Raw genomic sequence first — 25,146 nt, forward strand, 5'->3', positions numbered from 1 at the left:
GTAGACGACCCGGTGCCCGGCCGGAAAATACCGTCGACCTGTGACTTTCTCCAGATATGAGCTCGGGTCGGCGGCGGTGGCGATGGTGTTGTGCGGAGCGGCGTCGCTCGCGTGCGCACCGGTGGAGCAACAGTCGTCCGGGCTGCCGACGTCGATCCGCGACCAACGCGTCACCTGGCACGACTGCGCCGTCGGCGACGACGATCCGGTCGGTGCCCGGCTGGCCGCTGTCGGCGCCCGGTGCGGTGAATTCTTTGTGCCCGTGGACTATTCGGACCCAGCTGGGGCGACGATCACGATCGCCGTGGCGCGACGGCCCGCGACCGATCCCGCCCGTCGGCTCGGAACGCTCGTCGTGGAGACCGGCGGTCCCGGGCCGTCCCGTGACGGGGTCGCCCTGCTGCTCGACGGCCCCGAGGGCGGCCGTGCCGCCGCACCGGAGCTGGCCGAACGCTACGACCTGGTCGGCATGGACCCGCGCTTCTTCGGCGCGAGCTCGCCCCTCGAATGTGGCTGGCCGACCGGCGAATACCTCGGCCTCGCGCAGGCGGCGCCGACCGACGGCGCCGGTGTCGGGCGCGCGCTCGACACCGCCCGCGGCCTCGCCGACCGCTGCGTCCCCTGGCGCCACCTGCTGCCGCACGCCTCGACCCGCGCCGCGGCCCGCGACCTGGACATGTTGCGGACCCTGCTCGGTGAGTCCTCGCTGTCGTACCTGGGCTGGTCGTGGGGCACCTACCTGGGCGCTGTCTACGCACAGCTGTTCGGTGACCGCGTCGACCGGATGGTCCTCGACAGCCCCCTCGATCCGAATGCCGCCGGTCCCGATCTCACCCGCCACACCGCCGCCGCCGATGCCGCGGCGCTGGCGGACTGGGCGCGCTGGGCCGCCGAGCGGGACGCCGACCTGGGACTCGGCGCGACCACGGCAGCGGTGCTGGGTGCCGTCGACGCTCTGATCGCGCGGATCGCCGTCGAGCCGATCGTCCTCGGCGGGGTCACGGTCACCGCGGAACTCGTGCCCGGACTGCTGCTCACCGTGGACGATTCCACCGAGTCCTACACCGCCTTCACCGACCAGTTCCGGGCATTGTCCGACGCGGCCGACGGCCTGCCGATCGACCCGCCACCCGCCCTGGCGGCCAAACTCGCGCTCTACGCCGACACCGGCGTGACACCCGAGTTCGGTTTCAGCGCCACCGTGGCCAATCAGTGCGCCGACCGCGCGGCCCGGCCGGCCGCCGACTACGCCGTCGACATCACGAACCACCGGGACGCGGAGCCGCTGTTCGGCGCCCTCGCCAGGCACCCGGGCCCGTGCGCGTTCTGGCCGGTCCCACCCGCCGAACCCGCGACCGTGATCGCGAACGACACGCCAGCGCTGCTCGTCGGCGCCGAGGGCGATCCGGTGGCGCCCGCGGCGGGAAGGCACGCGCTCGCAGCGGCCATGCCCGCCGCCCGTTCCGTCACGCTGCGGCAGGCGTTTCGGCACGGCGTGTACCTCTTCGATCGTTCGGCCTGTGTGGACTCGGCGGTGACCGCCTATCTCCTGGACGGCGCAGTGCCCGCGGCCGACGTCACCTGCACGCGCGACGAGGACTAGCCGAGCCCCGCTTCGTGCGCCACGATGACCGCCCGTACTCGATCGCGGGCGGCCAACTTGGTCAAGATATGGCGGACATGGGTTTTCACCGTTCCCTCCCCCACCCCGAGGGCGATGGCGATCTCGGCATTGGACGCTCCGGTGGCCAGGATCCGCAGCACCTCGGTCTCGCGGTGGGTCAACGTGGACACCAGCTCGCGGGCCGCTGGGTCGACCGCCGGGGCGAGCAGGTGCAGCAAACGCCGGGTGGTCGAGGGGGCCAGCACGGCGTCGCCGGCGTGCACCGAGCGAATGGCGGCCAAGAAGTGTTCGGCCGGAGCGTCTTTGAGCAGGAAGCCGCCGGCCCCGGCGCGCACGGCGGCCATCGCGTAGTCGTCGACGTCGTAGGTCGTGAGTACGAGCACCCGGGGCGGGTCCGGTGCCGCCATGATCCGGCGGGTCGCCTCGACGCCGTCGACGCCGGGCATCCGGATGTCCATCACGACCACGTCCGGGGTGAGTCGCGCCGCCGCGTCCACCCCGGTCGCGCCGTCGCCCGCTTCACCGATCACCCGCATGTCGGGTTGCGAGTCGACCACCATCCGGAAGCCCGCCCGCACCAGGCCCTGGTCCTCGACCAGCAGCACGCTGATCATGATCGGCGCCCGACGGGAACGGTCACGGTCAGCCGGTGCCCGCCCTGCGCCCGGCTCCGCAGCCGCACGCTGCCCCCGTAGGCGCCGACGCGCTCGCGCATGCCGATCAGCCCGAAGCCGGGGCGCGTGCCGTGTTCGCCCGCTCGCCCGTCGTCGGTGACCTCGATGCGCAGCCGCGACCCGTCGCCGCGGACCGAGACCTCCGCTCGCGCACCGGGTCCCGCGTGTTTGGCCACGTTGGTGAGTCCTTCCTGCACGATGCGGTAGACGAGCAAACCGAGCCCGGCATCCAGTGGCGGCCCGGCGAGGTCGATGGTCAGGTCCACCGGCAAGCCCGCGGCGCGCAGGTCGGCGGCGAGGGTGGACAGGTCAGCGACACCGCGCGCGGGGGCCGGATCGGGGTCGGTGTGCGGCTCTTCGCGCAGGACCCCGATGGCGCGGCGGGTTTCGGCGAGGGCGGCCCGTCCCTGATCACCGATGGCGGCCAGCGCCTCGATCGCCTGCCCGGGGTCGGCGCGGGCGGCGTAGCGGCCGCCGTCAGCCTGGGCGATGACCACAGCCAGCGAGTGGGCGAGGATGTCGTGCAGGTCGCGGGCGATGCGGGTGCGTTCTTCCAGGACCGCGTGCCGGGTCAGCGCCGCGATTTCCCCGCGCCGGGACCGCTGCCAGGATCCCGCCAGCCAGGCCGCGACCACGATCCCGGCCAGCGCGACGCCCACCAGGACATGCGCGAGCGGGGGCATCGGCAGCTGCGGCCAGCTCCAGCCGCCGAGCGCCGCCCCGAGCAGACCCGCCAGCAGACCGGCGCGGCCTGCCCATCGCGCGCCGTGGGCCGCGAGGGTGAAGATCGCCAGCGGCACCGCGACATCGGCGGGCAACGCGCCGGTGGTGGCGCGCACACTCGCCCACTGGGCGAAGGCCACCACGGCGATGATCGCCGCCGACGCCTCGGGCCACCGGCGCCGCACCGCGAGGGGGCCGAGCAGCGCCACCGAGAACACGTAGTAGTCGAGGTCGGCGTCCACCAGCAGACCGGCGCCCACGCACAGCACGACCAGTACCGACACCATGACAGCGTCGGCCCGTACGGGGTGGCACGCCCACCATCGCACCAGGCGTTCGTCCAGCATGGACACACCCTAGAGCGCGCGACACACGGCGGCGTCGACCCGAAGGGTGACTCCGGTGCCGCGGCGGTCATCCTTCCGGAATAGGGGTCTCCCCACCCAGCCACCGCACGCCGGCCCCGGAGGCAACGGGGCCGTTTCCGCCTCCGGTGGCGGAAAGGCTTGCGTCACAGCAGTAGTCGGTCGACCAGCCCGTCGAGGTAGTCCGGGGTGAGCGGGACCATGCCGAACAGGACGCGGATGTACATCGGGGCCAGGATGTGGTCGAGCACGCCCGTCGCGTCGGGGGCTCGCTCGCCCCGATCGCGGGCACGATCCAGCATGGTCTGCAGCTGCCGCATCCGCTCGGCGCCGAGCTCGGCGAAAGGCTGCTGACCGTCGAGACCGTTGCTGGACAGCGCGACGGCCAGGCGAACGACCGCCAAGCCGTCGGGTCCGGTGATCTCGCGTGCCACATTCGCCGCGTAGGCGCGCAGATCACCCTCGAGGCTGCCGGTGTCGGGCATCGGCGACTGCGTGTTGAGCCTGGTCAGCGTCACGTCGGCGAGCAGTGCCTCCAAGCTGCCCCATCGGCGGTAGATGCTGCTGTCGGCCACGCCGGCACGTGCCGCGACCTCACCGACCGTGAAGTTGCCGTAGCCGCGCTCACGGATCAGGGCGGTGGCCGCCTCGTGTACCTGGGCGCCGACGCGAGCGCTGCGACCGCCGGGTCGTGCGGCCCGCTGTCGATCAGTCATGCCGACACCTTAACGCAGTCGGCCTTGCGTTTGTGCGCACTGCCCGCTACCGTCCACTAACGCAGTCACAACTGCATTAGTGTCGGCCGCCTCGCGGGCGGCCCGATGCGTCGAGCGATGGGAGATACCCGGATGGGTGAAACGGCGAAGGCCGTACACGGCCGAGCGCAGCGAGCAGTGCTGCTCACGGTGGCTTGCCTCGGCCAGTTCATGGTGCTGCTCGACAACACCATCGTGGGGGCGGCGCTGCCCGATATGCAGCACCGACTGCACACTCAATTGACCGGCCTGCAGTGGATCGTCGACGCGTACGTGCTGGTGGTCGCGATGCTGCTGCTGTCCGGCGGGGTCTTCGCCGACCGGTTCGGCCGCAAACGGGTATATCTGACCGGCGTCGCGGTGTTCACCCTCGCGTCGGCGTTGTGCGCGTTCGCGCCCTCGCTCGGCTGGCTGCTCGCCGGCCGGGTGCTGCAGGGCGTCGGGGCCGCCGCGCTGAGCCCTGCCTCGCTGGCACTGGTCGCGGCCGCCTATCCGGTGCCGCAGGAACGCGTGAAGGCGATCGGGCTGTGGGCCGGACTCAGCGGAATCGGCCTGGCCGCGGGCCCCGTCGCGGGCGGCATACTGACCGACGCCTTCGGTTGGCCCGCCATCTTCCTGGTCAATCTGCCCATCGGCGCGGTCCTGCTCGTGGTCGGTCTGCGCACTCTCGACGAGACCAGCAATCCGAACTCGCCCGCGATCGACATCCCGGGCACAGCGCTGTCCGCCCTGGGGGTCGGGGCGATGACGTACGGACTGATCGAGGGCGGTGCCCGCGGCTGGACCTCACCACCGATCCTGGGCGCCTTCGCCGTCGCCGCGGTCTTTCTCGCCGCGTTCCTCGTCGTGGAAGCGCGCCGCCGCGCACCGATGCTGCCGCTGCGGCTGTTCCGGGAGCAGCTGTTCACCGTGTCCAACGCCGCCATGATCGTGGTGGGGTTCGCGCTGATGGGCTCGTCGTTCTTCTTCTCCCAGTTCTTCGTGTACGTCCAGGGCAGCTCGATCCTGCGGGCCGGCCTGCAGACCCTGCCGCTGTCGCTCGCCATGGTGATCGTCAGCCCGTACGCGGGTCGGCTCGCCGCCCGGTACGGCTTCCGCGTCGTGACCACCACCGGTCTGGCGCTGGCCGGTGGTGGCCTGGTGACGCTGGGTACGGTGCACGCCGACACCGGCTACGGCAATGTCTGGTGGCGACTGGGAGTCATCGGCATCGGCTTCGCGCTGACCATGTCCCCACTGACCGGGGCCGCGATCCAGGCGGTCAGCCCACACGAGGGCGGCCTCGCCTCCGGCATCAGCAGCACCGCCCGGCAGATCGGCGCGGTGCTCGGCGTCGCGGTCCTCGGAGCCGTCGTCCGCACGCGGCAAGCAGGCGGCGCGTCCTTCGAGACCGCACTCGACAACGCCTTCGTGGTGGCAGGCGCCGTCACCCTCGTCGCCGCTCTGTGCACCGGATTGTGGCTGGTGCGGCCGGATTCACGAGATGCCACCGATGGCCGCCCCGCCGCGAACGCGGAACTCGCGACCAGCTCGGCGTAGTCGTCAGCCGGGATTCGCCGTCTCGCCGACGGCAAGATCTCGGGGCTCCACCGATGGCCGGGTCCGTGTCCGGGATCCGGTCATCGGGGCGCTCAGGTGTTGCGGTCGGGGTCGATGCGTTCGTGGCTGGTCAACAGCAGGTGGTCGAAGGCGGTCAGGGTTTCCGGTGGCGGGGGTGGGACCAGTTTCAGGTCCGCGATCACCTGGGCGGCGATGTCGCGGAGTTTGATGTTGGCTTCCTGGGATCGCCACACCAGCACCTTGAATGCCTGGTCGGCGTCGATGCGGTACATGCGCATCAGCACGCCTTTGGCTTGCTCGATCACCGCGCGGGCGGCCACGACGCCGGTCATCGCCTCGCCGACCGCCTCGCCCGCGGCGGTGGCGGCCGCGGCGTCGACGGTGTCGGACAGGTCCAGGTAGTAGCCGGTGGTGGCCACCGGTTCGCCGTGGTCGTCGAGGACACGATCGGCGAGCACCATCACCGCGTGCACGCGACCGGCGGTGTCGAGGAAGCGGTGCCTGCTCGAGAACGGAGCGCCTTCGGCGATGGTGCGGTCGATCAGGCCGGCCACGACGTCGCGGTCGTCGGGATGTTTGTGGGAGAGCAGCAGTTCGGTGGTCGGCTCGATCTCGCCGGGGACGTAACCGTGCATCCGGTAGACCTCCGGCGACCATTCCCAGCGGCCGGTGGTGAACCAGAAGGTGAACGTCCCGACGTGCGCGGGCCGGTAGGCGCGCGCGAACCGCTCGTCGTCGTGGCCCGCCTGCGCGGAATCGGATTCGGTCACAGCTCCATCCTCGAGTGGGGTGCGGATCCGGCCTGCTCGCGCAGCTGCCGGCGGGACGATCACCTTGGTGGTCGCGGCATCGGCCGCCGGGTCAGGCAGCCAGTGCTCGTCGGGTCCGACGTGACAACGAGCGCCTGCTCGCCCTCGACAGCCGAGCGGACGAGGCGTCGATGGCGGATTCGTCGTAGGTCAGGATTCGGACGGCTTCGGGCCCACGGCCGGTGTCGGTCACGGTGAAGACCACGCGCTGCCCGGCACGGAGGGTCTTGTAGCCGGGCGAGTCGATGGCCGTGAAGTCGCAGAACACCGCGGACCCACCGCGGTCGGGTGCCAGGAACCCGAAGCCTTTCTCGGCGTCGAACCAGTCGACCCGGCCGGGCTGCCAGGCGACGGAGTCGGTACCGGCGTGGCGGTGCGGGTCAGTAGGCGAGGCAAGAGAGGTCGTCGTCGACACAGGAAACGCTCCATGCTTGGTCGATACGGTCGGACAGATCAGCGGCGGCGAGCCCGTGCGCGGACTCACCGGCCCGCACCGCGGCCACATCGAGGCCCGACTCGCGGTCGGCGTCGAAGACGAAGGTCTCCTGGTCGGCGTGGTCGGCCTGGGTGGCGGTCGGTAAGACGGTCATCGGATCCTCCTCGAATTTCGCTGTCGGACGGTGTCGGAGCCGGTGGCCGAGCCCCCGCCAGGGTTCGGCCACCGGACTCGAGGGGAGTCGAACTCATCGGAAGAGTCCTTCGCTCGATACACATCACCTCCTCGTCGCTACCGGGCTGATCGAAACCAGCCATCAGTCTTCAGATTATCTCTGCCATCCGGCATAGATATTATTTAGCAACAGACCAAGATGAGCGCAAGTGCCGAGGTCGAAGTGCTTGCCGAAGCGTCAGGTAGCTGGTCGCGGTGTTGCCGTCCCACACCGCCGGACCCCACACGCTTTCGAGGGCGACGGGGCGCCGCGTCGGATATGTCGCGGCGATTCCACGGCACACGCCAGTGTGGGTTCCGGTGCCGGTCGGGTGCGTCGCTCACGCCGTGATGTTCACCGGCGTGGTGGTGCTGGCACCACCACGCGGGCCCGGCAGGCGCTACCCGGTTTTCGGGTGCGCGCGGCATGGGCGCGCGACCTGGGGATTCCTAGGCTCGAATCGTCGGGAACGCAATGGCTTCCGCGACTCGAACAGGAGGAAGACACTGCTCATGAACCCATTTCGGCGCAACTCCGGTAGAGCGGTACTCGCGGTCGTCGTGACCGGCGCGGTGCTCGCCGTGGCCGCGTGCGGTGAGACGTCGGTGGACGCGGTGACCGAGGCGAAGACGCCACCGCCCGCCGTGGCCACCGCGATGGACACGGTGGTGGGCCAAGGGTTCCCCGGTGTGCAGGTGGTGATCGACGGCCCCGCCGGCCATCGCACGTTCACCGCGGGCGTCGGCGACCTCGGCACGCGTGCGCCCTTCCCGGACGACGCGCGCGTCCGGATCGGCAGCAACACCAAGACCTACGTGGCGACGGTGATCATGCAGCTGGTCGCCGAGGGCGAGATCGATCTCGACGCACCGATCGAGCGCTACCTGCCCGGGGTGGTGCGGGGCAACGGCAACGACGGCAACCGGATCACGGTGCGACAGATGTTGCAGCACACCAGCGGAGTGCCGGACTACGTCGGCTCCGGTGCGGACATCACCACCCAGAGCTCCGAACAGCTCGACCCGGACGACGAAGCGCTGCGGTGGCAGCACTTCGAGATGGCCGACCTGGTCCGCCGGGCGATGACGATGCCGCCGCAGTTCGAGCCGGGTGCGAAATCTGTGTACACGAACACCAATTACCTGCTGGCCGGTCTGCTGATCGAGCGGGTCACGGGCAATGCGGCCGCCGACGAGATCGGGCGCCGGATCCTCGAACCGCTCGGCCTGCGCGACACCTATGTGCCCGCGGCCCGCGAAACCGGCATCCGCGGCCCGCACGCCCGCGGGTACCACCAGATCGACGGCGCACCGGTCGATTTCACCGACTTCGACCCGTCGTGGGCCGCGACCGCGGGCGACATGGTCGCCACCGCGACCGACCTGAACCGGTTCTTCACCGCCCTGCTGTCCGGAGAACTGCTCCCGCCGGCGCAGTTGGCCGAGATGCAGCGCACCGTGCCGTTCGACCGCATGCCGGGCGCGGGGTACGGCCTGGCGCTGATCGAGCGGACCACATCGTGTGGCACGCAGGTGTGGGGCCACGGCGGCAGCATCGTCGGCTTCGCGACGCGCAACGCCGTGACCGCCGAGGGCACTGCGGTGACCGTCACGGTCAACCAGCTGCCGAGCACCGAGGCACAGGCCGACGCGGTCGACAAGCTGCTGGATGCCGCCCTGTGCGCCTCGTGACCACGTGGTGCCACCGGCCCCCGAACAGGGTGCGGCCGAACAACTTCCGAGGAGAAACTGTGAAACGCGTGAAAGGTCTGGCGGCCACGGCGACCGCCCTGGCGGTCTGTGCCGGTCTGATCGGTTGCGCCGGCCCCGAGGCCGGAGCGAAACCGGACACCGCGATCCCGGATCGGCTCACCGGTCAGCAGCTGGCATGGAAAGCCTGCGGTACACCGAAATTGGACGAGGCCGGAGCGCAGTGCGCCGAGGTCACCGTGCCGGTGAACTACGCGGACCCGGAGGGCGCCACGCTCACGGTGGCGATCTCCCGGATCGCCGGCACCGACCCGCAGCGTGGTGTGATGCTGTCGAACTCCGGCGGCCCCGGCGGCGAGGGACTCGACTTCATGGTCGACGTCGGCAAGGCGATGACGCCGGAGGTACGGGCCCGCTACGACCTGATCGGCATGGATCCGCGCGGCGTCGGACGCTCCTCGGCCGTCGACTGCCGGTGGCCGATCGGCTTCGGGCTGCAGTCGGCGGGCCTCGACGCGAACGGCTTCGCGGAATCGGCGGCGACACACCGCGATCTCGCCGACCGCTGCGCCGCCACCGAAGGAGATCGCCTGCCCCACATCACCACCCGCAACACCGCGCGCGACATGGACCTCATCCGCGAGGTTCTCGGCGCGGAGAAGATCAGCTACTTCGGGACCTCGTACGGCACCTACCTCGGCGCGGTGTACACGCAGCTGTTCCCCGACCGCAGCGACCGGATGGTGCTCGACAGCGCGGCCGATCCGGAGGCCTACGGCACGGTCGAGATGATGCGGGCGATGGGCCCGGCCAACGAGGCCGCGCTCGATTTGTGGGCGGACTGGGTCGCCGCGCGTGACGGGGAATATCACTTCGGCACGAGCCGGTCCGAGGTTCGGGGCGTGGTCGAGAACCTGATCGAACAGGCCGCGGCCTCGCCGATCCGGGTGGGCGAGTACGAGATCGACGAACACTGGCTGCCGGTGGTGCTGTTCGTCGGGCTCGACAGCCCGGAACAGTACGGGATGCTCGCGGGTCAACTCCGCACCATCGCCGACGCGGCGGCAGGCGCCTCGGTCCAGCCGGACGAGACACTGGACGCCACACTAGGATTCGCGATGAAGGCGCGGCCGAACGACAATTCGGCCCAGATGGCGATCATGTGCGGTGACGTCGCCGCGCCCCGGGATCCGGCCTTCTACCAGCGCAATATCGACGCCGCCAGGGCCACCCAGCCGGTGTTCGCCGGGTTCGCCAACAACATCACCCCGTGCGCGTTCTGGGCCGAGCCCGCCGAACCGGCCACGGTGGTCCACAACCAGGTGCCCGCACTGATCGTGCAGTCCACCGGTGACACCAGGACCGCCTACGACGGCGCGGTCGCCCTGCACGAGGACCTGAGCGCCTCGCGCATGGTCACCCTCCAGGATGTGCCGATCCACTGGATCTTCGGGCGCTACCCGAACTCCTGCGTGTACTCGGCGGTGAACACCTACTTCCGCGACGGCACCCTGCCCGCCGGCGACCTGACCTGCCGGGCCGACTGACCGGGACCAGGTGCGGCCCTGAACCCCCAGTGGTTCAGGGCTTCACGCGTTCAGATAGGCGAGGACGGCCAGCACCCGGCGGTGCCCGACCTCGTCGGCGGCGAGCCCGAGCTTGGCGAAGATGCTCCGGATGTGTTTGTGCACAGCGCCTTCGCTGACCACCAGGCGCTCGGCGATGGTCGCGTTGTTGTGCCCCTCCGCCATCAGCGCGAGCACCTCGCGCTCGCGGGCGGTGAGCGCGGCCATCGGGTCGTCGGCCTTGCGCCGCACCAGCAGTTGCGAGATCACCTCGGGGTCCATCGCGGTGCCGCCCGCGGCGACCCGGCGCAGCGAATCGAGGAAGCGATCCACCTTGCCGACCCGCTCCTTGAGGAGATAGCCGACGCCGCCCATGCCGTCACCGAGCAGTTCCGCGGCGTAGCTGTCCTCCACCCAGGACGACAGCACCAGCACGGGCAGTCCGGGGTGCAGCTCCCGCGCCTTGACGGCCGCGCGCAACCCGTCGTCGGTGAAGGTCGGCGGCAGGCGCACATCGACGACGACCGCGTCCGGGCGCTGCGCGGCCACGGCGGCGAGGAAGTCGTCGGCATTGTCCACGGCGGCGACCACCTCGATGCCCGCCGTGCTCAACAGCAGGACCAGACCCTCCCGCAGCAGGGCATCGTCCTCGGCGATCATGATCCGCACGGCAACTCCACCCGCACCACAGTAGGGCCACCGGGCGGACTGGTCAGCACCATCCGGCCGTCGAGCGCCTCGGCCCTGCGCCGGATACCGGCCAGCCCACCGTCGTAGATCTCCACGGCGCCGCCGACTCCGTCGTCGCGGATCTCGACGGTGAGCAGCTCGGGCGTCCCGCCGAGCGCCAGGGAGATCGCCGTGGCGCCGGAGTGTTTGGTGGCGTTGGTGAGCGCCTCGGTGATGACGAAGTACGCGGCCGCCTCCGCGGCGGCGGGGAGTCTGCCCACCTCGCCGAGATCGAGCACACAGGGGATGGGGTTGCGGGCTGCCACCGCCGCGACCGCACTGGCCAGGCCACGATCGGCGAGCACCGGCGGATAGACGTTGCGCACCACATCGCGCAGCTCGGCCAGGGCGGCCGTCGCGGTGTCCTGTGCCTTGCGCACGAGTTCCCGCGCGGTGTCCGGGTCCTGGTCGCGCAGCTGGTCGGCCATCCCGAGCTGCATGATCACCGCCGCGAGCCGGGCCTGCGCGCCGTCGTGCAGGTCGCGCTCGATCCGGCGCAGTTCGGCGCCGTGTGCGTCGAGCGCCGCGGCCCTGGTCGCGGTGAGGGCCGCGACCCGGTCGGCCAGCAGGGCGTCCTCGGTGGGTTTCAGCATCGCCCGGGTGGCCAGCGCCTGCCAGCGCGCGGCCACCGGAAGCTGCAGGGTCACCAGGGCCACCGGGATCGCGAGGAAGACGCTCAGGATCGCCTTCGGCCAGGAGTCGACCGCGAAACCGAAACTGGCGAACTCCTGCCCCGGCGGCATCCGCTGCCAGAACGCCGGGATCGCCAGCTGTGCCAGGGTGCTCAGCGGCAGCGCGATGGCGAACACCGCCAGGTAGATGCCGGTCAGCGCGTGCGCGACCAGCCAGCCGAAGTCCCGGCGGTTCGCCGGATCGGTGAACACTGTCGCCACCCGTTGCCGCAAGCCGCCGGTCAACGGCTGATACGCCCGCACCGCCTGCTCGCCGAGATACCCCGCCGCCCTGCGCCGGTCGAACGACACCAGCGGCCGCACCAGCCGAACGGCCTCGGGCAGCGCCGGAATCCCCACCCCGATCAGGCAGAACGCGCCGACGATCAGCAGCCCGACCACCGCGAACAACGCGAGCAGCGAGGTGACACCGCCGACCGCCAGATACCAGACAGCACCCGGCAGCCGCCGTGCCTTGTCTCGCGCGGAGTGCAGTGCCTCGATCACCCAGCCATCGTGTCAGAACGGGCCACGACCGTGCCCGGCAGGCAGCCCCTGGTCAGCGCGTTCGCGCAGGTCGACGCCGCGGTCAGGCAGCCGCCGGGGTGGAAGGCAGTCGTCACGCCCCGGCCGCCTGCCGCTGGATCTCGGCGGTGGCCTCGGCCTTGATCCGTTCGAACTGCTCGCCCATCCGTTCGGCCAGGGCCTGGGCGGCCGACAGCGGGCGCACCATCACCATGAAGTCATCGATGCGTCCCTGCTCGTCGAAGTGCAGGAAGTCGCAGCCGGTGAGCTTCTTGCCGTCCACCGTCGCTTCGAAGATGAACGCGTGGTCGCGGTCGCCGCCGATCTCGCGGACGTAGCGGAAGTCCTCGAACACCCGGATGACGGCCCGCAGGATCGCGGCGGTGATCGCCTTGCCCGGGTAGGGCGTGAAGGCGACCGGGCTGGTGAACACGACATTCTCGGCCAGCAGGGCCTCGATGGCGGCCTCGTCACGGGCTTCCACGGCCGCTCGGAAGGGATGCATGACTTCCTCTCATAAGAAATTTATTGACTAAGTAACTCGAACAGTAACGAGCTCAATCACCGATGTCCACAGTGGAATGGTCACCAAGTTGAATAACCCGAAGTGATAGAGTTCGGGCATGGCACTACGCAACGCGATCCTGGCCGCCCTGCTCGACGGCGAGGCCTCCGGCTACGACCTGGCCAAGGGTTTCGACGCGTCGCTGGCCAACTTCTGGATCGCCACACCCCAGCAGCTGTACCGCGAGCTGGACCGGATGTCGGCCGACGGGCTCCTCGCGACCCGTGTCGTCCAGCAGGAACGCCGGCCGAACAAGCGCCTGCACTCCATCACCGAGGCCGGTCACGCCGCCCTGGTCGAATTCCTCGAGGCCGCGTCGAAGCCGACGGCCATCCGCGACGAGATGATGGTCAAGGTCCAGGCGGTCGAGTCCGAGACCGCGCCCGCGGTGCGTGCCGCGATCGCCGAACGGCGGGACTGGAGCGTCGCCAAACTCGCCCGCTACGAACGTCTGCGCACCCGCATGCTGGCGGGTCGCACCGAGCAGGCCTACCTCGAGGAAGTCGAGCGCGTGGGGCCCTACCTGACGCTGATGCGCGGAATCTCCTTCGAGCAGGAGAACATTCGCTGGGCCGATTTCGCGCTGACTGTCCTCGATCGCCGAGTCGCCGCGCACGCCTGACATGCTCGGTCAGCCGACAACTGTGGGGCGCTACCCGGATCCGGGCGTCGGCACGACCGGTCGCACCGGTACCGGAGGGTTCAGCGCTTCGGCCAGGGTGGGGTAGATCGGTAGCCAGGCCGAGAGCCCGGCGATGGCGATCACACGATCGACCACGCCAGCGTACGGGTTGAACATCACGACCCGCACACCGCCGGTCGAGGCCTGCTGGGCGCGCTCGGCCAGGTCGAGGATGGGGCGGCAGCCGATGAACTGGATCGCGCTCACATCCACCACCAGGCGGCCCCGTGGTGTCGCCGCGCCGACGGCGGCGTCGAGGATGGCCCGCCAGCGCGGCCGGGTGTAGGCATCGGCCTCACCGTAGACGTGCAAGATCACCGCGTCGGCGCGCAGGTCGAGGTCGGCCTGCAGCCGCCGGCCGAGGTCTTCGGTTTCGCCGGTGTCGGGGAGGACGAGTTCCACGCTGTGGGGACGAGACTTCATCAGACGGCAACTCACCATCTCGAAGCAGTCAGCACGCCTCGACATTGCACGGCCGGACCTGGTGTCTAGAGCCGACCGATAGCTCCATCTGACCACGTCGGAACGAGTCGGGCAGCGGTCGTGACCGGATTGATCCCGGACGGCCGAGGGACGAAGGTCAGTGGGTCGCGATCAGCGCGCCTGCCAATGCCAGCGAGCTCACCCACACGGTCGATCCGGCGGCGAGCAGGATCGGGCGGGGCCCGATCCGCGCCAGCGACCGCACCTTCACACCGGTGCCGAGCGCGAACATGGCCGCGGTGAGCAGCAGGGTCTGCGCGTCGCGGGCCATCTCCAGCAGGCCCGCCGGGATCACACCGGTCGAGCGCACCGCGGCGCAGGCCAGGAAGGCCAGCACGAACATCGGCACCAGCGGTGGCCGGTGGCCCGCATCCACCGTTTCGTCGGTCCGGCCGCGCCGCATGTGCCAGCTGACGGCCGCCAGCACCGGGGCGAGCAGGACGACGCGGGCGAGCTTGACCACCACCGCGACGGTCAGCGCGGTCCCCCCGAGTGCCCCGCCGACGGCCACCACCTGGGCGACCTCGTGGACGGCGGCGCCCGCCCATACCCCGCTGGTCGCCGCGTCCAGCCCGAGGACGTGCGCCGCGGGTGGCAGGATCGCGATCAACAGCGTCCCGAACACCACGACCAGCGCGATCGAGGTCAGCACTTCTTCCTCGTCGGCGTCGACGACGCCGTCGGCGGCAGCCACGGCGGCAGCGCCACAGATGGAGAACCCGCAGGCGATCAGCAGTCGCTGGGTCCATCCGATGCCGAGCGCACGGCCGAGCACCATGGTGCCGCCGATGCCCCCGACCACCACGACGAGCACGGCGACCAGGGTCGCGGGGCCGAGGCCGAGGATGTCGGTGAAGGTCACTTGCACGCCGAGCAGCGCGACGCCGATCCGGAGCAGCCGTTTGGCGCAGAACTGCAGTCCGGGCCGCAGACGTTGCGGGATATCGACGACATTCGCGGCGATCGCCCCGACCAGGATGGCCGCCAGCAGCGGGCTGATGACGGAGTACCGGCTGGTGAACAGCAGGATCGCCGTGACGACAGCGGCGGCGAGCAGCAACCCGGGCGCGTACTCGCCGGCCCATCGGCGCGCGCGCACCGCACGCGAGAGAGGTGCCGGTTCGGCCGGCGCGGACGCCCGGCTCGACAGGTCGGACGCAGGGGGCTGGAGCATGATTCGAGGTGTCCCGTGTTTCGGTAGGAGCGACCGTGGGCGGCGCGGCCTCGCGGTCGATGGCATCGACGGTCCGTGCGCGGCGTCATCCGGCCGGGACGGTGGCCGGGTTCCGCTCGGCGAGCTCGCGTTTGAGGATCTTGCCGCCGGCGGTCATCGGCAGTTCGGTGGTGAACTCGATCGAGCGCGGGTACTTGTGGGACGACGACCCCGCCCGCTTTGAGGATGCCGTAGTAGATGACGACGAACTCGGGCAGGTTCGGGCACGAGAGCGCCACCTTGTCGCCGGGTTCGAGCCCGCGCGCCGTCAGCAGGCACGCGACCTGGCCTGCGCGCGCGTTCAGCTCGGCGTAGGTCAACCGCTCGGCGCCGAGCACCACCGCCTCGTCGGCGGGTTGGCGGAAGGCCGTGTCCTCCAGCAGGGCAGCGAGATTGAACACAGATCAGCCTTTCGGGGAAGGGTCGGTACCGGTCAGGCGCACAGCGGGGCGGCGGTGGCCGCCCTCACCTCGGCTTCGGTGACGCCGGGCGCGCATTCCCGCAGCGCCAGCCCGCGCGGGAGGACGTCGATGACGGCGAGGTTGGTGATGATCCGATGCACCACCCGCTCGCCGGTGAGCGGAAGCGTGCAGCGCGGCACGATCTTCGGCCCGCCGTTCTTGTCGGTGTGCTCCATGAGCACGATCACCCGCCGCGCGCCGTGGACCAGGTCCATCGCCCCGCCCATGCCCTTGACCATGTGGCCCGGGACCATCCAGTTGGCCAGGTCGCCTGCCGCCGAGACCTGCATGCCGCCGAGGACGGCGGTGTCGATGTGGCCGCCGCGGATCATCCCGAAGCTGGTCGCGGAGCCGAAGAACGACGCCCCGGCGAGCACCGTCACGGTTTCCTTGCCCGCGTTGATCAGATCGGCATCGACCTCCGACGCGTCCGGGTACGGCCCGGTGCCGAGGATGCCGTTCTCCGAATGCAGGGTGACGCGCACGCCCGCGGGCAGATGATCGGGGATCAGCGTCGGCAACCCGATACCCAGATTGACGTACTCCCCCGACCGCAGCTCGCGGGCGGCCCTGGCCGCCATGTGGGTCCGCGTCCAGCCGACAACTGTTGCGGCAGTGGTCATGTCATTTCTCCTTGGCGACGGTGCGCTTCTCGATGTGCTTTGTCTGCACGCCGGTGTGCACGATGCGGTCGACGAAGATGCCCGGCAGGTGGACCCCGGCCGGGTCGATCGCGCCCGCGGGCACGAGATGTTCGACCTGCGCGATGCAGACGCGGCCCGCCATCGCGGCGTCCGGATTGAAATTGCGGGCCGCCTTGTCGAAGACGAGGTTGCCGTCGGTGTCCCCGACGAGCGCGTGCACCAGGGCGTAGTCCGTCGTGATCGCCTCCTCGAGCACGTACCGCCGCTCGCCCCAGCGGCCGCCGAACGTGCGCACCTCTTTGGGCGGCGATGAGATCGCGACCGAGCCGTCGGGCGCGTACCGCCAGGGCAGGCCGCCGTCGGCGACGGGCGTGCCGATACCGGCCGGGGTGAAGAAGGCGGGCAGACCCGCGCCGCCCGCTCGGAGCTTCTCGGCGAGGGTGCCCTGCGGCGTCAGCTCGACTTCGATCTCGCCGGCCAGGTACTGCCGGGCGAACTCCGCGTTCTCCCCTACGTACGAGGCGATCACCCGCCGTATCTGCTTGTTCCGCAACAGGATTCCCAACCCGATCCGGTCGGTGCCGCAGTTGTTGGAGATGATCTCGAGGTCGGTGACGGCGCTGGCCGCCAACGCCGCGATGAGCGCGTCGGGAATGCCGCACACCCCGAACCCGCCGACGGCCACGCGGGAACCGGAGGCGATGTCGGCCACCGCCGCTGCCGCCGAGGCGACGACTTCGCTCATCGCGCGGCCGCCGTGTCGGGCGCGGTCGAGGCGATCAGCTCGCGGAGCAGTTCCTGCGCCCGTGGCCATTCGCCGTAGCCGGAAGCCGGATTGAGATGACCGACATCGCCGAGATCCACCAGGCGGCTGCCCCAGGCCTCGGCCATGCCCGCCACCCGCCGCGACGACGCGAGCGGGTCGGTGGTGGACGCGGCGACGATGCTGGGGAAGGGCAGCCGTCCCCTGGGGATCGGATTCCAGCCACCCGCCGCCAGGTCGTCGGCGGTCGGATACCCCTTCGGCAGTGCGGATTCCAGGTCGGCCGGGGTGACCAGCAGAGCCGCGCGCACCGGTCGCCGGTGCCGCTGCGCCCAGTGCACGGTGATCAGTACCCCGGCGCTGTGCGCGACCAGCACCACGGGACCGTCGATCGCGGTGACGACCACGTCGAGCGCGGCGACCCGCGCGGCGAGGCTGAGCTTGTCGCGCTCGAGCGGCGGGACCGTGCGGACCCGGTCCAGGCGTTCGGCGAGCAGCGTCTGCCAGTGCTCGGGCACATGGTCACGCAGTCCCGGCACGATCACGACGGTGTGGTCAGCGGAGTCTTTCATGGTGTGCGGTGGTTCCTTTCGAGTTCAGTGCCCGGGTGCCGGTTCGACGGCGGCCAGTGCGCGCAGCCCGGCCGGATAGACCCGTCTGCCGAGGAGCAGCGCCGCGATGGCGAGCAGGTAGGCCAGCGGAGTCAGGCGCAGCGCGGCGCCGAGGCCGATGTGGTCGGCGAGCACGCCGACGACGAACGGACCGAGGGCGAGCCCGAGCAGGCTGTTGGCCAGCGTCAAGGTGCCGAACGCGGAGGCGCGGACCGATTTGTGCGTCAGATTGGCGACCATCGCCGCGGTCGGGCCCGACGAGCCGCCCGAGAAGAAGGCGCCGACTCCGATCAGCAGCAGCTGTGCCGGACCGTCGCCGAGGCCGAAGCCGATGCCGAGGCAGACCAGCGAGAGGGTGCAGAACACGATCGCCGCGGACCACTTCCTGGACATGTCGTCGCGACCGACCCGGTCGGTGATCATGCCGCAGCACACCATTCCCGAGCCGACGAGCAGCACGAACACCGAGGCGACCACGCCGGCCCGGTCCGGCGCCAGATCGTAGGTGCGGTTGAAGAAGCTCGGCATCCACGACAGCAGCACCGCGGCGGTGAAGATCTGGAAACCGCTGCCGACGTAGGCGCACAGCACCGCGGGATTGGTGAACAGCGTCGAGACCGGAGCTCGGAAGCCGGTGCCGAGCGGCGCGGCGTCGGTGGGCTGGTCGGCCGCGTTCCTGGCGAGCCGCGGCTCGCTGACGACCACGCTGAACAGCGCGGCCAGCAGCAAACCGAACACCGCCATGAGGGCGAACGACCAGCGCCACCCGAACTGGACGGCGACGACCCCACCCACCCCCACACCGAGGACGGACCCGAACGAACCGCCCGCCATGAACGCACCGCTGAGCGCGGCGTGCATCCGGGGCGCGAAAACGCTGAGCACGACGGCGATCCCGACACTGCCGTAGGCGGCCTCACCGACACCGACCAGGAAGCGAGCGGCCAGCATCTGCTCGTAGTTCGCCGCGACGGCGCACAACAGGGTCGCGGCGCTCCACAGCACCGCCATCAGCACCAGGCTGCGCACCCGGCCCCACCGGTCGGCCAGGACCGACAACGGCAGCGTGAGAATGCCGACCATGAGCGCGACCACGCTGGTGAGCGAGGCCAGCTGCGAATCGGACAGCGCCCATTCGGTTTTCAGGAAGGGAAAGACGGCGCTCAGCACCTGTCTGGACATGTAGTCGGCCAGCAGCAGGCCGAAGGCCAGCAGGAAGACGACCCACGGATAGCGCCGACGTGGTCCGGGGTGTCGAATCGCCTCGACCGGGGCGGCGACGGTGTCGTCTGCCGCTCCGGCGGCGGTAGTGTGCAACTTCATCGGTGCTCCTACGAACCCGGTGCGTCGAGACGGTGGAGACGCACCGGAGCTGGTGAACAGACAGATGCTCAGGCGTGCTGGGTGAAGCCGACCTGGCCGGGCCTGCGGTTGGGGGCGTAGCCGAGCTTGGCGAGGGTCTCGTCGACGCTCGCGTACTGCTCGCCGATCCGGTAGATGTCGCGCGCCTGCTTGCCGTCGGCGACCTCGCGACCCAGTTCCTGGGCGATGCGCACCAGCTGCCGCACCTGATCCACCGACTTCATCTTCTCGCCCCTGCGACCCCACAGGGTGTCCTCGTTGCCGCAGCGGGGGTGCAGGCCCAGCGCGATGGCCATGGCGTTGACCGGGAGCACGCTGCGCATCAGGGTCTCGAGGGTCAGGCACGCCCCGTCGGGCACCCGCTGGATGAAGTTCATGATGTTGTAGGGGTTGGGGCCGTCGAAGCCGCCGCCGATGCCCACCCAGGTGAGGTTGAGCGGGCCCAGGTACTTGCCGCGCCGGATCAACCGTTCGACGGTCTCGAGCTGCGGAATGCTGGAGAGCTGGAAGTGCGGCTGGATGCCGTTGGCGGTCAGCCGGCGCAGGTGCTCCTCGACCCACGCCGGGCCCGCGGGCACCGTCATCTCGCGATACGTCTCGTACAGTTCGGGACGCTGGATCGAGGTGCCGGCGATGTCGTCTTCGGTCATCAGCTCGACGATGTTCATCTGGCTGGTGTTGATCGCGATGGTCACCTGGTCCGGCTTCGGGTCCAGCTCGGCGAGCATGTGCCTGGTGTCGTCGGAGAGCCACTTCGCGTCGGCGCCTTCGCCTTCCGGCGCGAACGAGATGGATCCGCCGACCTGCAGGATCATGTCCGGCACCGCCTCGCGCAGCCCGGCGAGCAGTTCGTTGAACTTCGACAGTCGCTTGGAACCCTTGCCGTCCAGCTCGCGGACGTGGATGTGCAGGACCGACGCGCCCGCCTCGTAGCAGTCCACTGCCTGCTGGATGTGCTGCTCCATGGTCAGCGGCAGGTCCTCGCGGAAATCGTCGGGCTCCCATTCCGGGCCGTACGGCGCGCAGGTGATGACCAGCCTGTCCTGGTTTTCCGGGAACAGCGCATCGTCGTGGAAATGCAAGATTTTCTCCGATCGGTATCGAAACAGTCGAGAGGTGTGCGAAAGGAAGCTCAGAACGGCTTGTCGCCGACGATGCCCGCGCGCTCCATCTTGCGGACCCCGGGCCAGTAGTCCTGAACGGCGTAATGCTGCGTGCAGCGGTTGTCCCAGATGGCGAAGCTGTTCTCCGTCCAGCGCCAGCGCACCTGGAATTCCGGAACGGTGGCCTGCCGCATCAGGTAATGCAGCAATTCGGCGGCACCGGGGGCGTAATCCGCGCCGAAACGCACATTGTCCGGGGTGTGGTAATTGACCAGATGCGTGGTGAAGGAATTGACGAACAGCACGCGCTCCCCGGTTTCGGGATGGGTGCGCACCACCGGGTGCTCGGCATCGGGATACCGCCGGGCGAGATCGCGCCGCCGGTCCTGCGGCATCGCCGCGCCGAAACTCGATTCGATGCTGTGCCGGGCCCGCAGGCCCTCGATCCGCGTCTTCACCCACTCGGGCAGGCACCGGTACGCCTCGGCCATGTTCACCCAGATGGTGTCGCCACCGACCGGCGGCGCCTGCACGCACCGCAGGACCGAACCCATCGACGGGTTCTCCCGCCACGTGGCGTCGCAGTGGAAGGAATTCTCGAAATGCTCGGGCGGGCTGTCGAGATCCTTGTAGATGCGCACGAGCCCGGGGTGATCGGGGTCGCTGCCGAGGACGGGGTGGTCCTCCAGCGGACCGAATCGCCGCGCCAGCGCGACATGGTCGGCGCGGCTGATGTTCTGATCGCGGACGAACAGCACCTTGTATTCGAGGAGCAGCGCGCGCAATTCGGCGAAGAGGGAATCGTCGGCGGCGACTCGTGCGAGATCCACGTCCACCAATTCGGCACCGATGGAACAGGTGAGTGGCGTCGCGGTGATGGATCCGGCAAAGGTTGTCATCGTTGTCCTCCAGTGGTGTCGCCGGGATCAGAGGGTGAAGACCGAGGAGCCGACGCTGCGGCCCGACTCCAGGTCGCGGTGGGCCTGTTCGGCGTCGGAAAGCTTGTAGCGCTGGTTGATTTCGACACGGATGCGCCCGGCCGCGACATGCGCGAACAGCTCACCGGCCAGCTCGGCGCGCTCGGCGGGATCGGCGATGTAATCGGCCAGCGCGGGGCGCGTGACGAACAGCGAGCCCTTCACCGCCAGCTGCATGGCGTTGATCGGCGGGATGGGACCTGAGGCGGTGCCGAAGCAGACGAGCAGTCCGCGCCGCGCCAGCGAATCCAGCGACGTCGCGAAGGTGGTCGCGCCGATGCTGTCGTAGACGACCGGCACGCCGGCCCCGCCGGTGATCTGCCGCACCCGTGCCGCGACGTCCTCGCGGGTGTAGAGGATGACGTGATCGCATCCGTGCGCGCGGGCGACCTCGGCCTTCTCCTCGGTCGAGACCGTGCCGATCACGGTGAGCCCCAGCAGTTTCGCCCACTGGACGAACAGGAGCCCGACGCCGCCTGCCGCGGCGTGCAGCAGGACCGTGTCGCCCGCGCGCAGCGGATGGATCCGGCGCAGCAGGTAGGCGGTGGTCAGGCCACGCATCGTCATCGACGCGGCGGTGTCGAAGGCGATCCCGTCGGGCAGGGCGATCAGGTGCTCGGCGGGCATCACCCGTTCGGTGCTGTACGCCCCGAGCGGGCTGCCGGTGTAGGTGACCCGGTCCCCCGCCGCGAAGCCGGTGACGTCCGGGCCGACCTCCTCGATCACCCCAGCCGCCTCGACGCCCATGCCCGCGGGCAGCGGGGCCGGGTAGAGACCGGTGCGGAAGTAGGTGTCGGCGAAATTCAGCCCGACGGCCTCGTGCCGGACCCGCACCTCGCCGGGGCCGGGGTGCCCCACCTCGACGTCCTCCCAGCGCAGTACCTCGGGGCCACCGACCTCGTAGAAGCGAACAGCTTGTGCCACAACAGATCTCCTCGTCGGTCGAGCGCACGGGCGTGGGTGCGGTCGACGTTGGTGTGCCGAATTCGGGGGCGCGATCTCGCCTTATTCGCCGATCACCAGCACTGTGATGGGAACCACTGTATTTCGGCTCACGCCCCGATGCTTATCCTGTGGGGACGAGTTTCTATTCATTTCGGGACATAGGAGATCGCGTGAAGCCGCTCGCCCGCTACGCGGCCATCCATGGTTTCGTCGACCTCGGTCGATCGCTCGGGCTCGATCCGGTAGCCCTGCTCCGGGCGGGCGGACTCGACCCCGCCGGTCTCAGCGTGCAGGACCGCTGGGTGCCCGCCGCCGCGATCGCCGACCTGCTCGAACGATCGGCCGCCGCGTCCGGGCACGAGGACATCGGTCTGCGGCTGGCCGAGCGGCGCCGCTTCGCCAATCTCGGGCCGCTCAGCATGGTGATCCGCGAGGAACCCGACGTGCGCAGCGCGCTGCGGATCATGACCCGCTACGAGCACATGTTCAACGAATCCCTGCACACCGGGATCACCGAGCACAACGACATCGCCACCCTGCGGCTCAGTCTCGATCTCGGCGTTCCGGGCGAAAGCCGGCAGGCCATCGAGCTCGCGGTCGGCATCCTGCACGGCCTCATGCGCGGATTCCTCGGGCCCACCTGGCAGCCGCTGGAAGTCCGCTTCACCCACCCCGCGCCGCGCGACCGCAGCACCCACCACCGCGTGCTGGGGCCGCATGTCGGCTTCGATCAGGACTTCAACGGAATACTCGTCTACACCGCGGATCTCGACGCGCCCAATGCGATGGCGGACCCTCAGCTGCGCACGTACGCACAGCAGATCGTCAACGCGCCGCGGGCCGCCCCGGCGACGACGACCTCCGAACGCGTCCGCGAACTCATCGAACTGCTGCTGCCGACCGGACGTTGCTCGGTCGACCAGATCGCCCGCAGCCTCGGCGTCGACCGTCGGACCGTTCACCGGCGCCTCGCCGCCGAGGGCGCGACGTTCACCTCGCTCGTCGACTCCACCCGGGCCGAGCTCGCCGAGCACATGGTCGCCAGCCGTCGCCACGCTCTCACCGAGATCGCCGACCTGTTGGCCTTTTCCTCACCGGGCAACTTCTCCCGCTGGTTCCGCACCCGGTTCGGGCACAGCCCCAGCCGGTGGCGGGCCATGTCCGCGGCGGACCGGCATCGATCGCGACCCGCTACCGAGCCGCCTGCCGTCGCACGCGACCAGGGCCCGCGACCTCCGGGCTCATTGCTCCGGCAACAGTGAAGGATCCAGCTTCGCGCGGATTCGCCGGTACGCTCGCGGAAGTGGGTGGGGACTTGATACTGCTGGGGTGTTCGGCTCTACATCGATCCTGCGCGAGCCCGTCGGCGACAGGCGGGGACGGACGGCGATAGCCTTTTGTCATGACCGACAACGAGCAGCCCGCGGGGCGGCATCAGCGGCCGGCGGGGGTCGACACGGCGACCGTGGCCGCGGTGGGGAAGCTGTCCGAGGCGTTGGAGACCACCGAGCGTGCGCGGGGGCACCTCTACAGCTTTCATCAGCTCACCGGGGGCGCCGATCTCGCGCTCGGTGAGGCGGTGGACATGCTGCGCGACGCCGGGCACGGTGAGCTCGCCGACCGGCTCGCCACCGAGTTGGTCGGGCGCAATGTGCTGCCGGGGCGGTGGACCTTCCAGATCGTGGAGGAGTACGACGAGGGCTACTACGCGCGGTTCCGGGAGCTGGAGCGCGAGATCAGGGACGCGCTCGTCGACGGCCGCACGCATCTGTACGAGGCCGAGATGAAGGAAGATCGCCGTACGCACGGGCGGCCCGGGCACGAGGCCACACCGGAGCGCTAGGCACGCTCAGCATCGGTCGGGTCAAGCGAGGGCGCGGTCGGTGCCGGGCGAGGCGGGGCGGTCGGCGGCGGGGCGGTCGGCGGCGGTGGCGACGATGAGGTCGGCGACGAGCAGGCCCTCCTCGTCGGGAGCCAGCGGCGTGGCGAGGTCGCGGCCGTCGGGACCGAGGATCCGGGCGACGCCGCTGCGGCCGTGCAGCACATCCGGGCGGCCCGCGTCGGCGGCCTGCCATCCGGGCAGCGGAACCACCGCCGTCGGCGCGATCAGATAGCTGCGGCTCGCCCGCGCGTACCGGCGGCAGGCGGCGGTACTGAGCTGCTCCACATCGGTTTCGGTGCCGCCGCGGGCAACGGTGAACCCCGGCCAGGAGGCCACGTGGATGTGTTCGCCCGCCTGGTGCATGGCCTCGCACACCCCGGGCAGGAAATGATCGGTGCCGCCGAGAACGCCGATCCGGCCGAGGGCGGTGTCGCGCACCAGCGGCCGCCGCACGGCCGTGCCGAAGACGGTGCGTTCCAGTGCCGTGGGCAGGGCCTTGCGGGAGACCGCCATGGCGCCCTCGTCGTCGATCAACGCCTGGGACATGTACGCGCCCTTGTCGGCGCGCTCGGAGAAGCCGAGTCCGACGTGGATGCGGCGCCGACGCGCGGCATAGCGGATCGCCCGGAGTTCCGGGCCGTCGGCGGCCATCGAATTGGCGTGGTACCTGGCCAGGATGTCGCCGTCCCACTGGACCGCGGGCAGCCACATCCACCACGGGAAACCGGGCACGAAGGTCTCGGGGAAGGCGACGAGCCGAGCTCCCTGATCCGACGCGGCCTCGATCAACGCGATGACCTGGTCCACTCCGGCCGACAGGTCCAGCCACCGGGGCTCGGCCTGCACCGCCGCCACTCGCACCCTGCTCGTCATCGTTCTCCTCGTTACCAGCTGTGACACCTTGTACGAGGAAGACACCGACCTCCCACGGACCTCACGCCCCCGAGACCCAGATCACGCTCCCGCGAGTGGCACTCCGGCACCGCGTGACCGTGTCAGCACGGCTGTCAGCGTGACGTCAGGTCCGTGTCAGCACGGCCGGACAGAGTGTGTTCATCGAACGAAGCGGCCCCGAAACCCCGGGGCCACAACCGAA

At 70.2% G+C, this 25,146-nt stretch carries 26 protein-coding genes and 1 pseudogene; 7 read left to right on the forward strand and 20 right to left on the reverse strand.

What is annotated here, in order from left to right:
• Positions 1-40: 40 nt before the first annotated feature.
• Positions 41-1,603, forward strand: coding sequence for an alpha/beta fold hydrolase (locus DFR69_RS04270; protein WP_244198069.1), 1,563 nt, complete (start codon positions 41-43; stop codon positions 1,601-1,603).
• Here DFR69_RS04270 and DFR69_RS04275 read toward each other — a convergent pair.
• The 3 genes from DFR69_RS04275 to DFR69_RS04285 form a co-directional block, all read right to left on the reverse strand.
• Complete coding sequence (locus DFR69_RS04275) at positions 1,600-2,238, reverse strand: response regulator (protein WP_110036010.1); 639 nt, start codon at positions 2,236-2,238, stop codon at positions 1,600-1,602. The two genes, DFR69_RS04270 and DFR69_RS04275, sit on opposite strands and share 4 nt — an antisense overlap.
• Entirely contained in the window at positions 2,235-3,368 is a 1,134-nt protein-coding gene (locus tag DFR69_RS04280; RefSeq protein ID WP_110036011.1) for a sensor histidine kinase, read from the reverse strand. The genes DFR69_RS04275 and DFR69_RS04280 overlap by 4 nt, the downstream gene beginning before the upstream one ends.
• Positions 3,369-3,532: 164 nt before the next feature.
• Entirely contained in the window at positions 3,533-4,102 is a 570-nt protein-coding gene (locus tag DFR69_RS04285) for a TetR/AcrR family transcriptional regulator (RefSeq protein WP_110036012.1), read from the reverse strand.
• Between the two features lie 132 nt (positions 4,103-4,234).
• Here DFR69_RS04285 and DFR69_RS04290 point away from each other — a divergent pair, with 132 nt between their 5' ends.
• Entirely contained in the window at positions 4,235-5,680 is a 1,446-nt protein-coding gene (locus DFR69_RS04290) for an MFS transporter (protein WP_110036013.1), read from the forward strand.
• Positions 5,681-5,772: 92 nt separating this feature from the next.
• Here the strand turns inward: DFR69_RS04290 and DFR69_RS04295 are convergent, their stop codons facing one another.
• The 3 genes from DFR69_RS04295 to DFR69_RS35030 form a co-directional block, all read right to left on the reverse strand.
• Entirely contained in the window at positions 5,773-6,471 is a 699-nt protein-coding gene (locus DFR69_RS04295) for a PAS and ANTAR domain-containing protein (protein WP_110036014.1), read from the reverse strand.
• 91 nt (positions 6,472-6,562) lie between these two features.
• Positions 6,563-6,925, reverse strand: a complete 363-nt coding sequence (locus tag DFR69_RS35475) for a cold-shock protein (protein WP_279629841.1) — start codon at positions 6,923-6,925, stop codon at positions 6,563-6,565.
• Positions 6,891-7,100, reverse strand: a complete 210-nt coding sequence (locus DFR69_RS35030; protein ID WP_244198070.1) for a hypothetical protein — start codon at positions 7,098-7,100, stop codon at positions 6,891-6,893. Before DFR69_RS35030 ends, DFR69_RS35475 begins: the two co-directional genes overlap by 35 nt.
• Before the next feature lie 572 nt (positions 7,101-7,672).
• Between DFR69_RS35030 and DFR69_RS04305 the strand changes: the two genes are divergently transcribed.
• Both DFR69_RS04305 and DFR69_RS04310 read left to right on the forward strand, forming a co-directional pair.
• Positions 7,673-8,851 carry a serine hydrolase domain-containing protein gene (locus tag DFR69_RS04305; RefSeq protein WP_244198071.1) on the forward strand — a complete coding sequence of 393 codons (1,179 nt, stop codon included), beginning with the start codon at positions 7,673-7,675 and terminating at the stop codon, positions 8,849-8,851.
• Positions 8,852-8,910: 59 nt separating this feature from the next.
• The gene (locus DFR69_RS04310; protein ID WP_244198072.1) at positions 8,911-10,416 is read left to right on the forward strand and encodes an alpha/beta fold hydrolase; all 1,506 of its coding nucleotides are present in this window, start codon (positions 8,911-8,913) and stop codon (positions 10,414-10,416) included.
• A gap of 42 nt (positions 10,417-10,458) precedes the next feature.
• Here DFR69_RS04310 and DFR69_RS04315 read toward each other — a convergent pair whose 3' ends face one another.
• From DFR69_RS04315 to DFR69_RS04325, 3 genes are all read right to left on the reverse strand, one after another.
• Complete coding sequence (locus DFR69_RS04315; protein ID WP_110036017.1) at positions 10,459-11,103, reverse strand: response regulator; 645 nt, start codon at positions 11,101-11,103, stop codon at positions 10,459-10,461.
• On the reverse strand, positions 11,091-12,341 hold the full coding sequence (locus DFR69_RS04320) for a sensor histidine kinase (RefSeq protein WP_110036018.1): 1,251 nt from the start codon (positions 12,339-12,341) through the stop codon (positions 11,091-11,093). The genes DFR69_RS04315 and DFR69_RS04320 overlap by 13 nt, the downstream gene beginning before the upstream one ends.
• 112 nt (positions 12,342-12,453) lie before the next feature.
• The gene (locus DFR69_RS04325) at positions 12,454-12,864 is read right to left on the reverse strand and encodes a nuclear transport factor 2 family protein (protein WP_110036019.1); all 411 of its coding nucleotides are present in this window, start codon (positions 12,862-12,864) and stop codon (positions 12,454-12,456) included.
• A gap of 118 nt (positions 12,865-12,982) precedes the next feature.
• Between DFR69_RS04325 and DFR69_RS04330 the strand changes: the two genes are divergently transcribed.
• On the forward strand, positions 12,983-13,546 hold the full coding sequence (locus DFR69_RS04330; protein ID WP_110036020.1) for a PadR family transcriptional regulator: 564 nt from the start codon (positions 12,983-12,985) through the stop codon (positions 13,544-13,546).
• A gap of 30 nt (positions 13,547-13,576) precedes the next feature.
• Here the strand turns inward: DFR69_RS04330 and DFR69_RS04335 are convergent, their stop codons facing one another.
• The 10 genes and pseudogenes from DFR69_RS04335 to DFR69_RS04380 all read right to left on the reverse strand — a co-directional run bounded on the left by DFR69_RS04335 (position 13,577) and on the right by DFR69_RS04380 (position 22,147).
• The gene (locus DFR69_RS04335) at positions 13,577-14,029 is read right to left on the reverse strand and encodes an anti-sigma factor antagonist (RefSeq protein ID WP_110036021.1); all 453 of its coding nucleotides are present in this window, start codon (positions 14,027-14,029) and stop codon (positions 13,577-13,579) included.
• 157 nt (positions 14,030-14,186) lie between these two features.
• Positions 14,187-15,263, reverse strand: a complete 1,077-nt coding sequence (locus DFR69_RS04340) for a YeiH family protein (RefSeq protein WP_110036022.1) — start codon at positions 15,261-15,263, stop codon at positions 14,187-14,189.
• Positions 15,264-15,460: 197 nt separating this feature from the next.
• Positions 15,461-15,703, reverse strand: a pseudogene (locus DFR69_RS04345) (AMP-binding protein); the annotation flags it as partial.
• A gap of 32 nt (positions 15,704-15,735) precedes the next feature.
• Entirely contained in the window at positions 15,736-16,386 is a 651-nt protein-coding gene (locus DFR69_RS04350) for a CoA transferase subunit B (protein ID WP_110036023.1), read from the reverse strand.
• Position 16,387: 1 nt separating this feature from the next.
• Positions 16,388-17,152, reverse strand: coding sequence for a CoA transferase subunit A (locus DFR69_RS04355; protein ID WP_110036024.1), 765 nt, complete (start codon positions 17,150-17,152; stop codon positions 16,388-16,390).
• A complete protein-coding gene (locus DFR69_RS04360) occupies positions 17,149-17,742 on the reverse strand; it encodes an RBBP9/YdeN family alpha/beta hydrolase (RefSeq protein ID WP_110036025.1) in 594 nt (197 codons plus the stop codon). Before DFR69_RS04360 ends, DFR69_RS04355 begins: the two co-directional genes overlap by 4 nt.
• A gap of 24 nt (positions 17,743-17,766) precedes the next feature.
• Positions 17,767-19,104, reverse strand: a complete 1,338-nt coding sequence (locus DFR69_RS04365) for an MFS transporter (RefSeq protein ID WP_110036026.1) — start codon at positions 19,102-19,104, stop codon at positions 17,767-17,769.
• Between the two features lie 68 nt (positions 19,105-19,172).
• Positions 19,173-20,225, reverse strand: a complete 1,053-nt coding sequence (locus tag DFR69_RS04370; protein WP_110036027.1) for a beta-keto acid cleavage family enzyme — start codon at positions 20,223-20,225, stop codon at positions 19,173-19,175.
• 50 nt (positions 20,226-20,275) lie between these two features.
• Entirely contained in the window at positions 20,276-21,145 is an 870-nt protein-coding gene (locus DFR69_RS04375; protein ID WP_110036028.1) for a TauD/TfdA dioxygenase family protein, read from the reverse strand.
• A 27-nt stretch (positions 21,146-21,172) separates the two neighbouring features.
• Positions 21,173-22,147 (reverse strand): quinone oxidoreductase family protein, encoded by a 975-nt coding sequence (locus tag DFR69_RS04380; RefSeq protein WP_110036029.1) that lies wholly within the window; start codon positions 22,145-22,147, stop codon positions 21,173-21,175.
• Between the two features lie 191 nt (positions 22,148-22,338).
• On the opposite strand from DFR69_RS04380, the gene DFR69_RS04385 reads away from it, so the two are divergent.
• On the forward strand, positions 22,339-23,430 hold the full coding sequence (locus tag DFR69_RS04385; protein ID WP_110036030.1) for an AraC family transcriptional regulator: 1,092 nt from the start codon (positions 22,339-22,341) through the stop codon (positions 23,428-23,430).
• Between the two features lie 140 nt (positions 23,431-23,570).
• Positions 23,571-24,011 carry a hypothetical protein gene (locus DFR69_RS04390; RefSeq protein ID WP_110036031.1) on the forward strand — a complete coding sequence of 147 codons (441 nt, stop codon included), beginning with the start codon at positions 23,571-23,573 and terminating at the stop codon, positions 24,009-24,011.
• Positions 24,012-24,032: 21 nt separating this feature from the next.
• On the opposite strand, the gene DFR69_RS04395 is transcribed toward DFR69_RS04390, so the two are convergent.
• Positions 24,033-24,923 (reverse strand): nitrilase-related carbon-nitrogen hydrolase, encoded by an 891-nt coding sequence (locus tag DFR69_RS04395; protein ID WP_110036032.1) that lies wholly within the window; start codon positions 24,921-24,923, stop codon positions 24,033-24,035.
• Between the last annotated feature and the right edge of the window lie 223 nt (positions 24,924-25,146).

This window comes from Nocardia neocaledoniensis (genome assembly GCF_003182135.1).
GTDB lineage: Bacteria > Actinomycetota > Actinomycetes > Mycobacteriales > Mycobacteriaceae > Nocardia > Nocardia neocaledoniensis.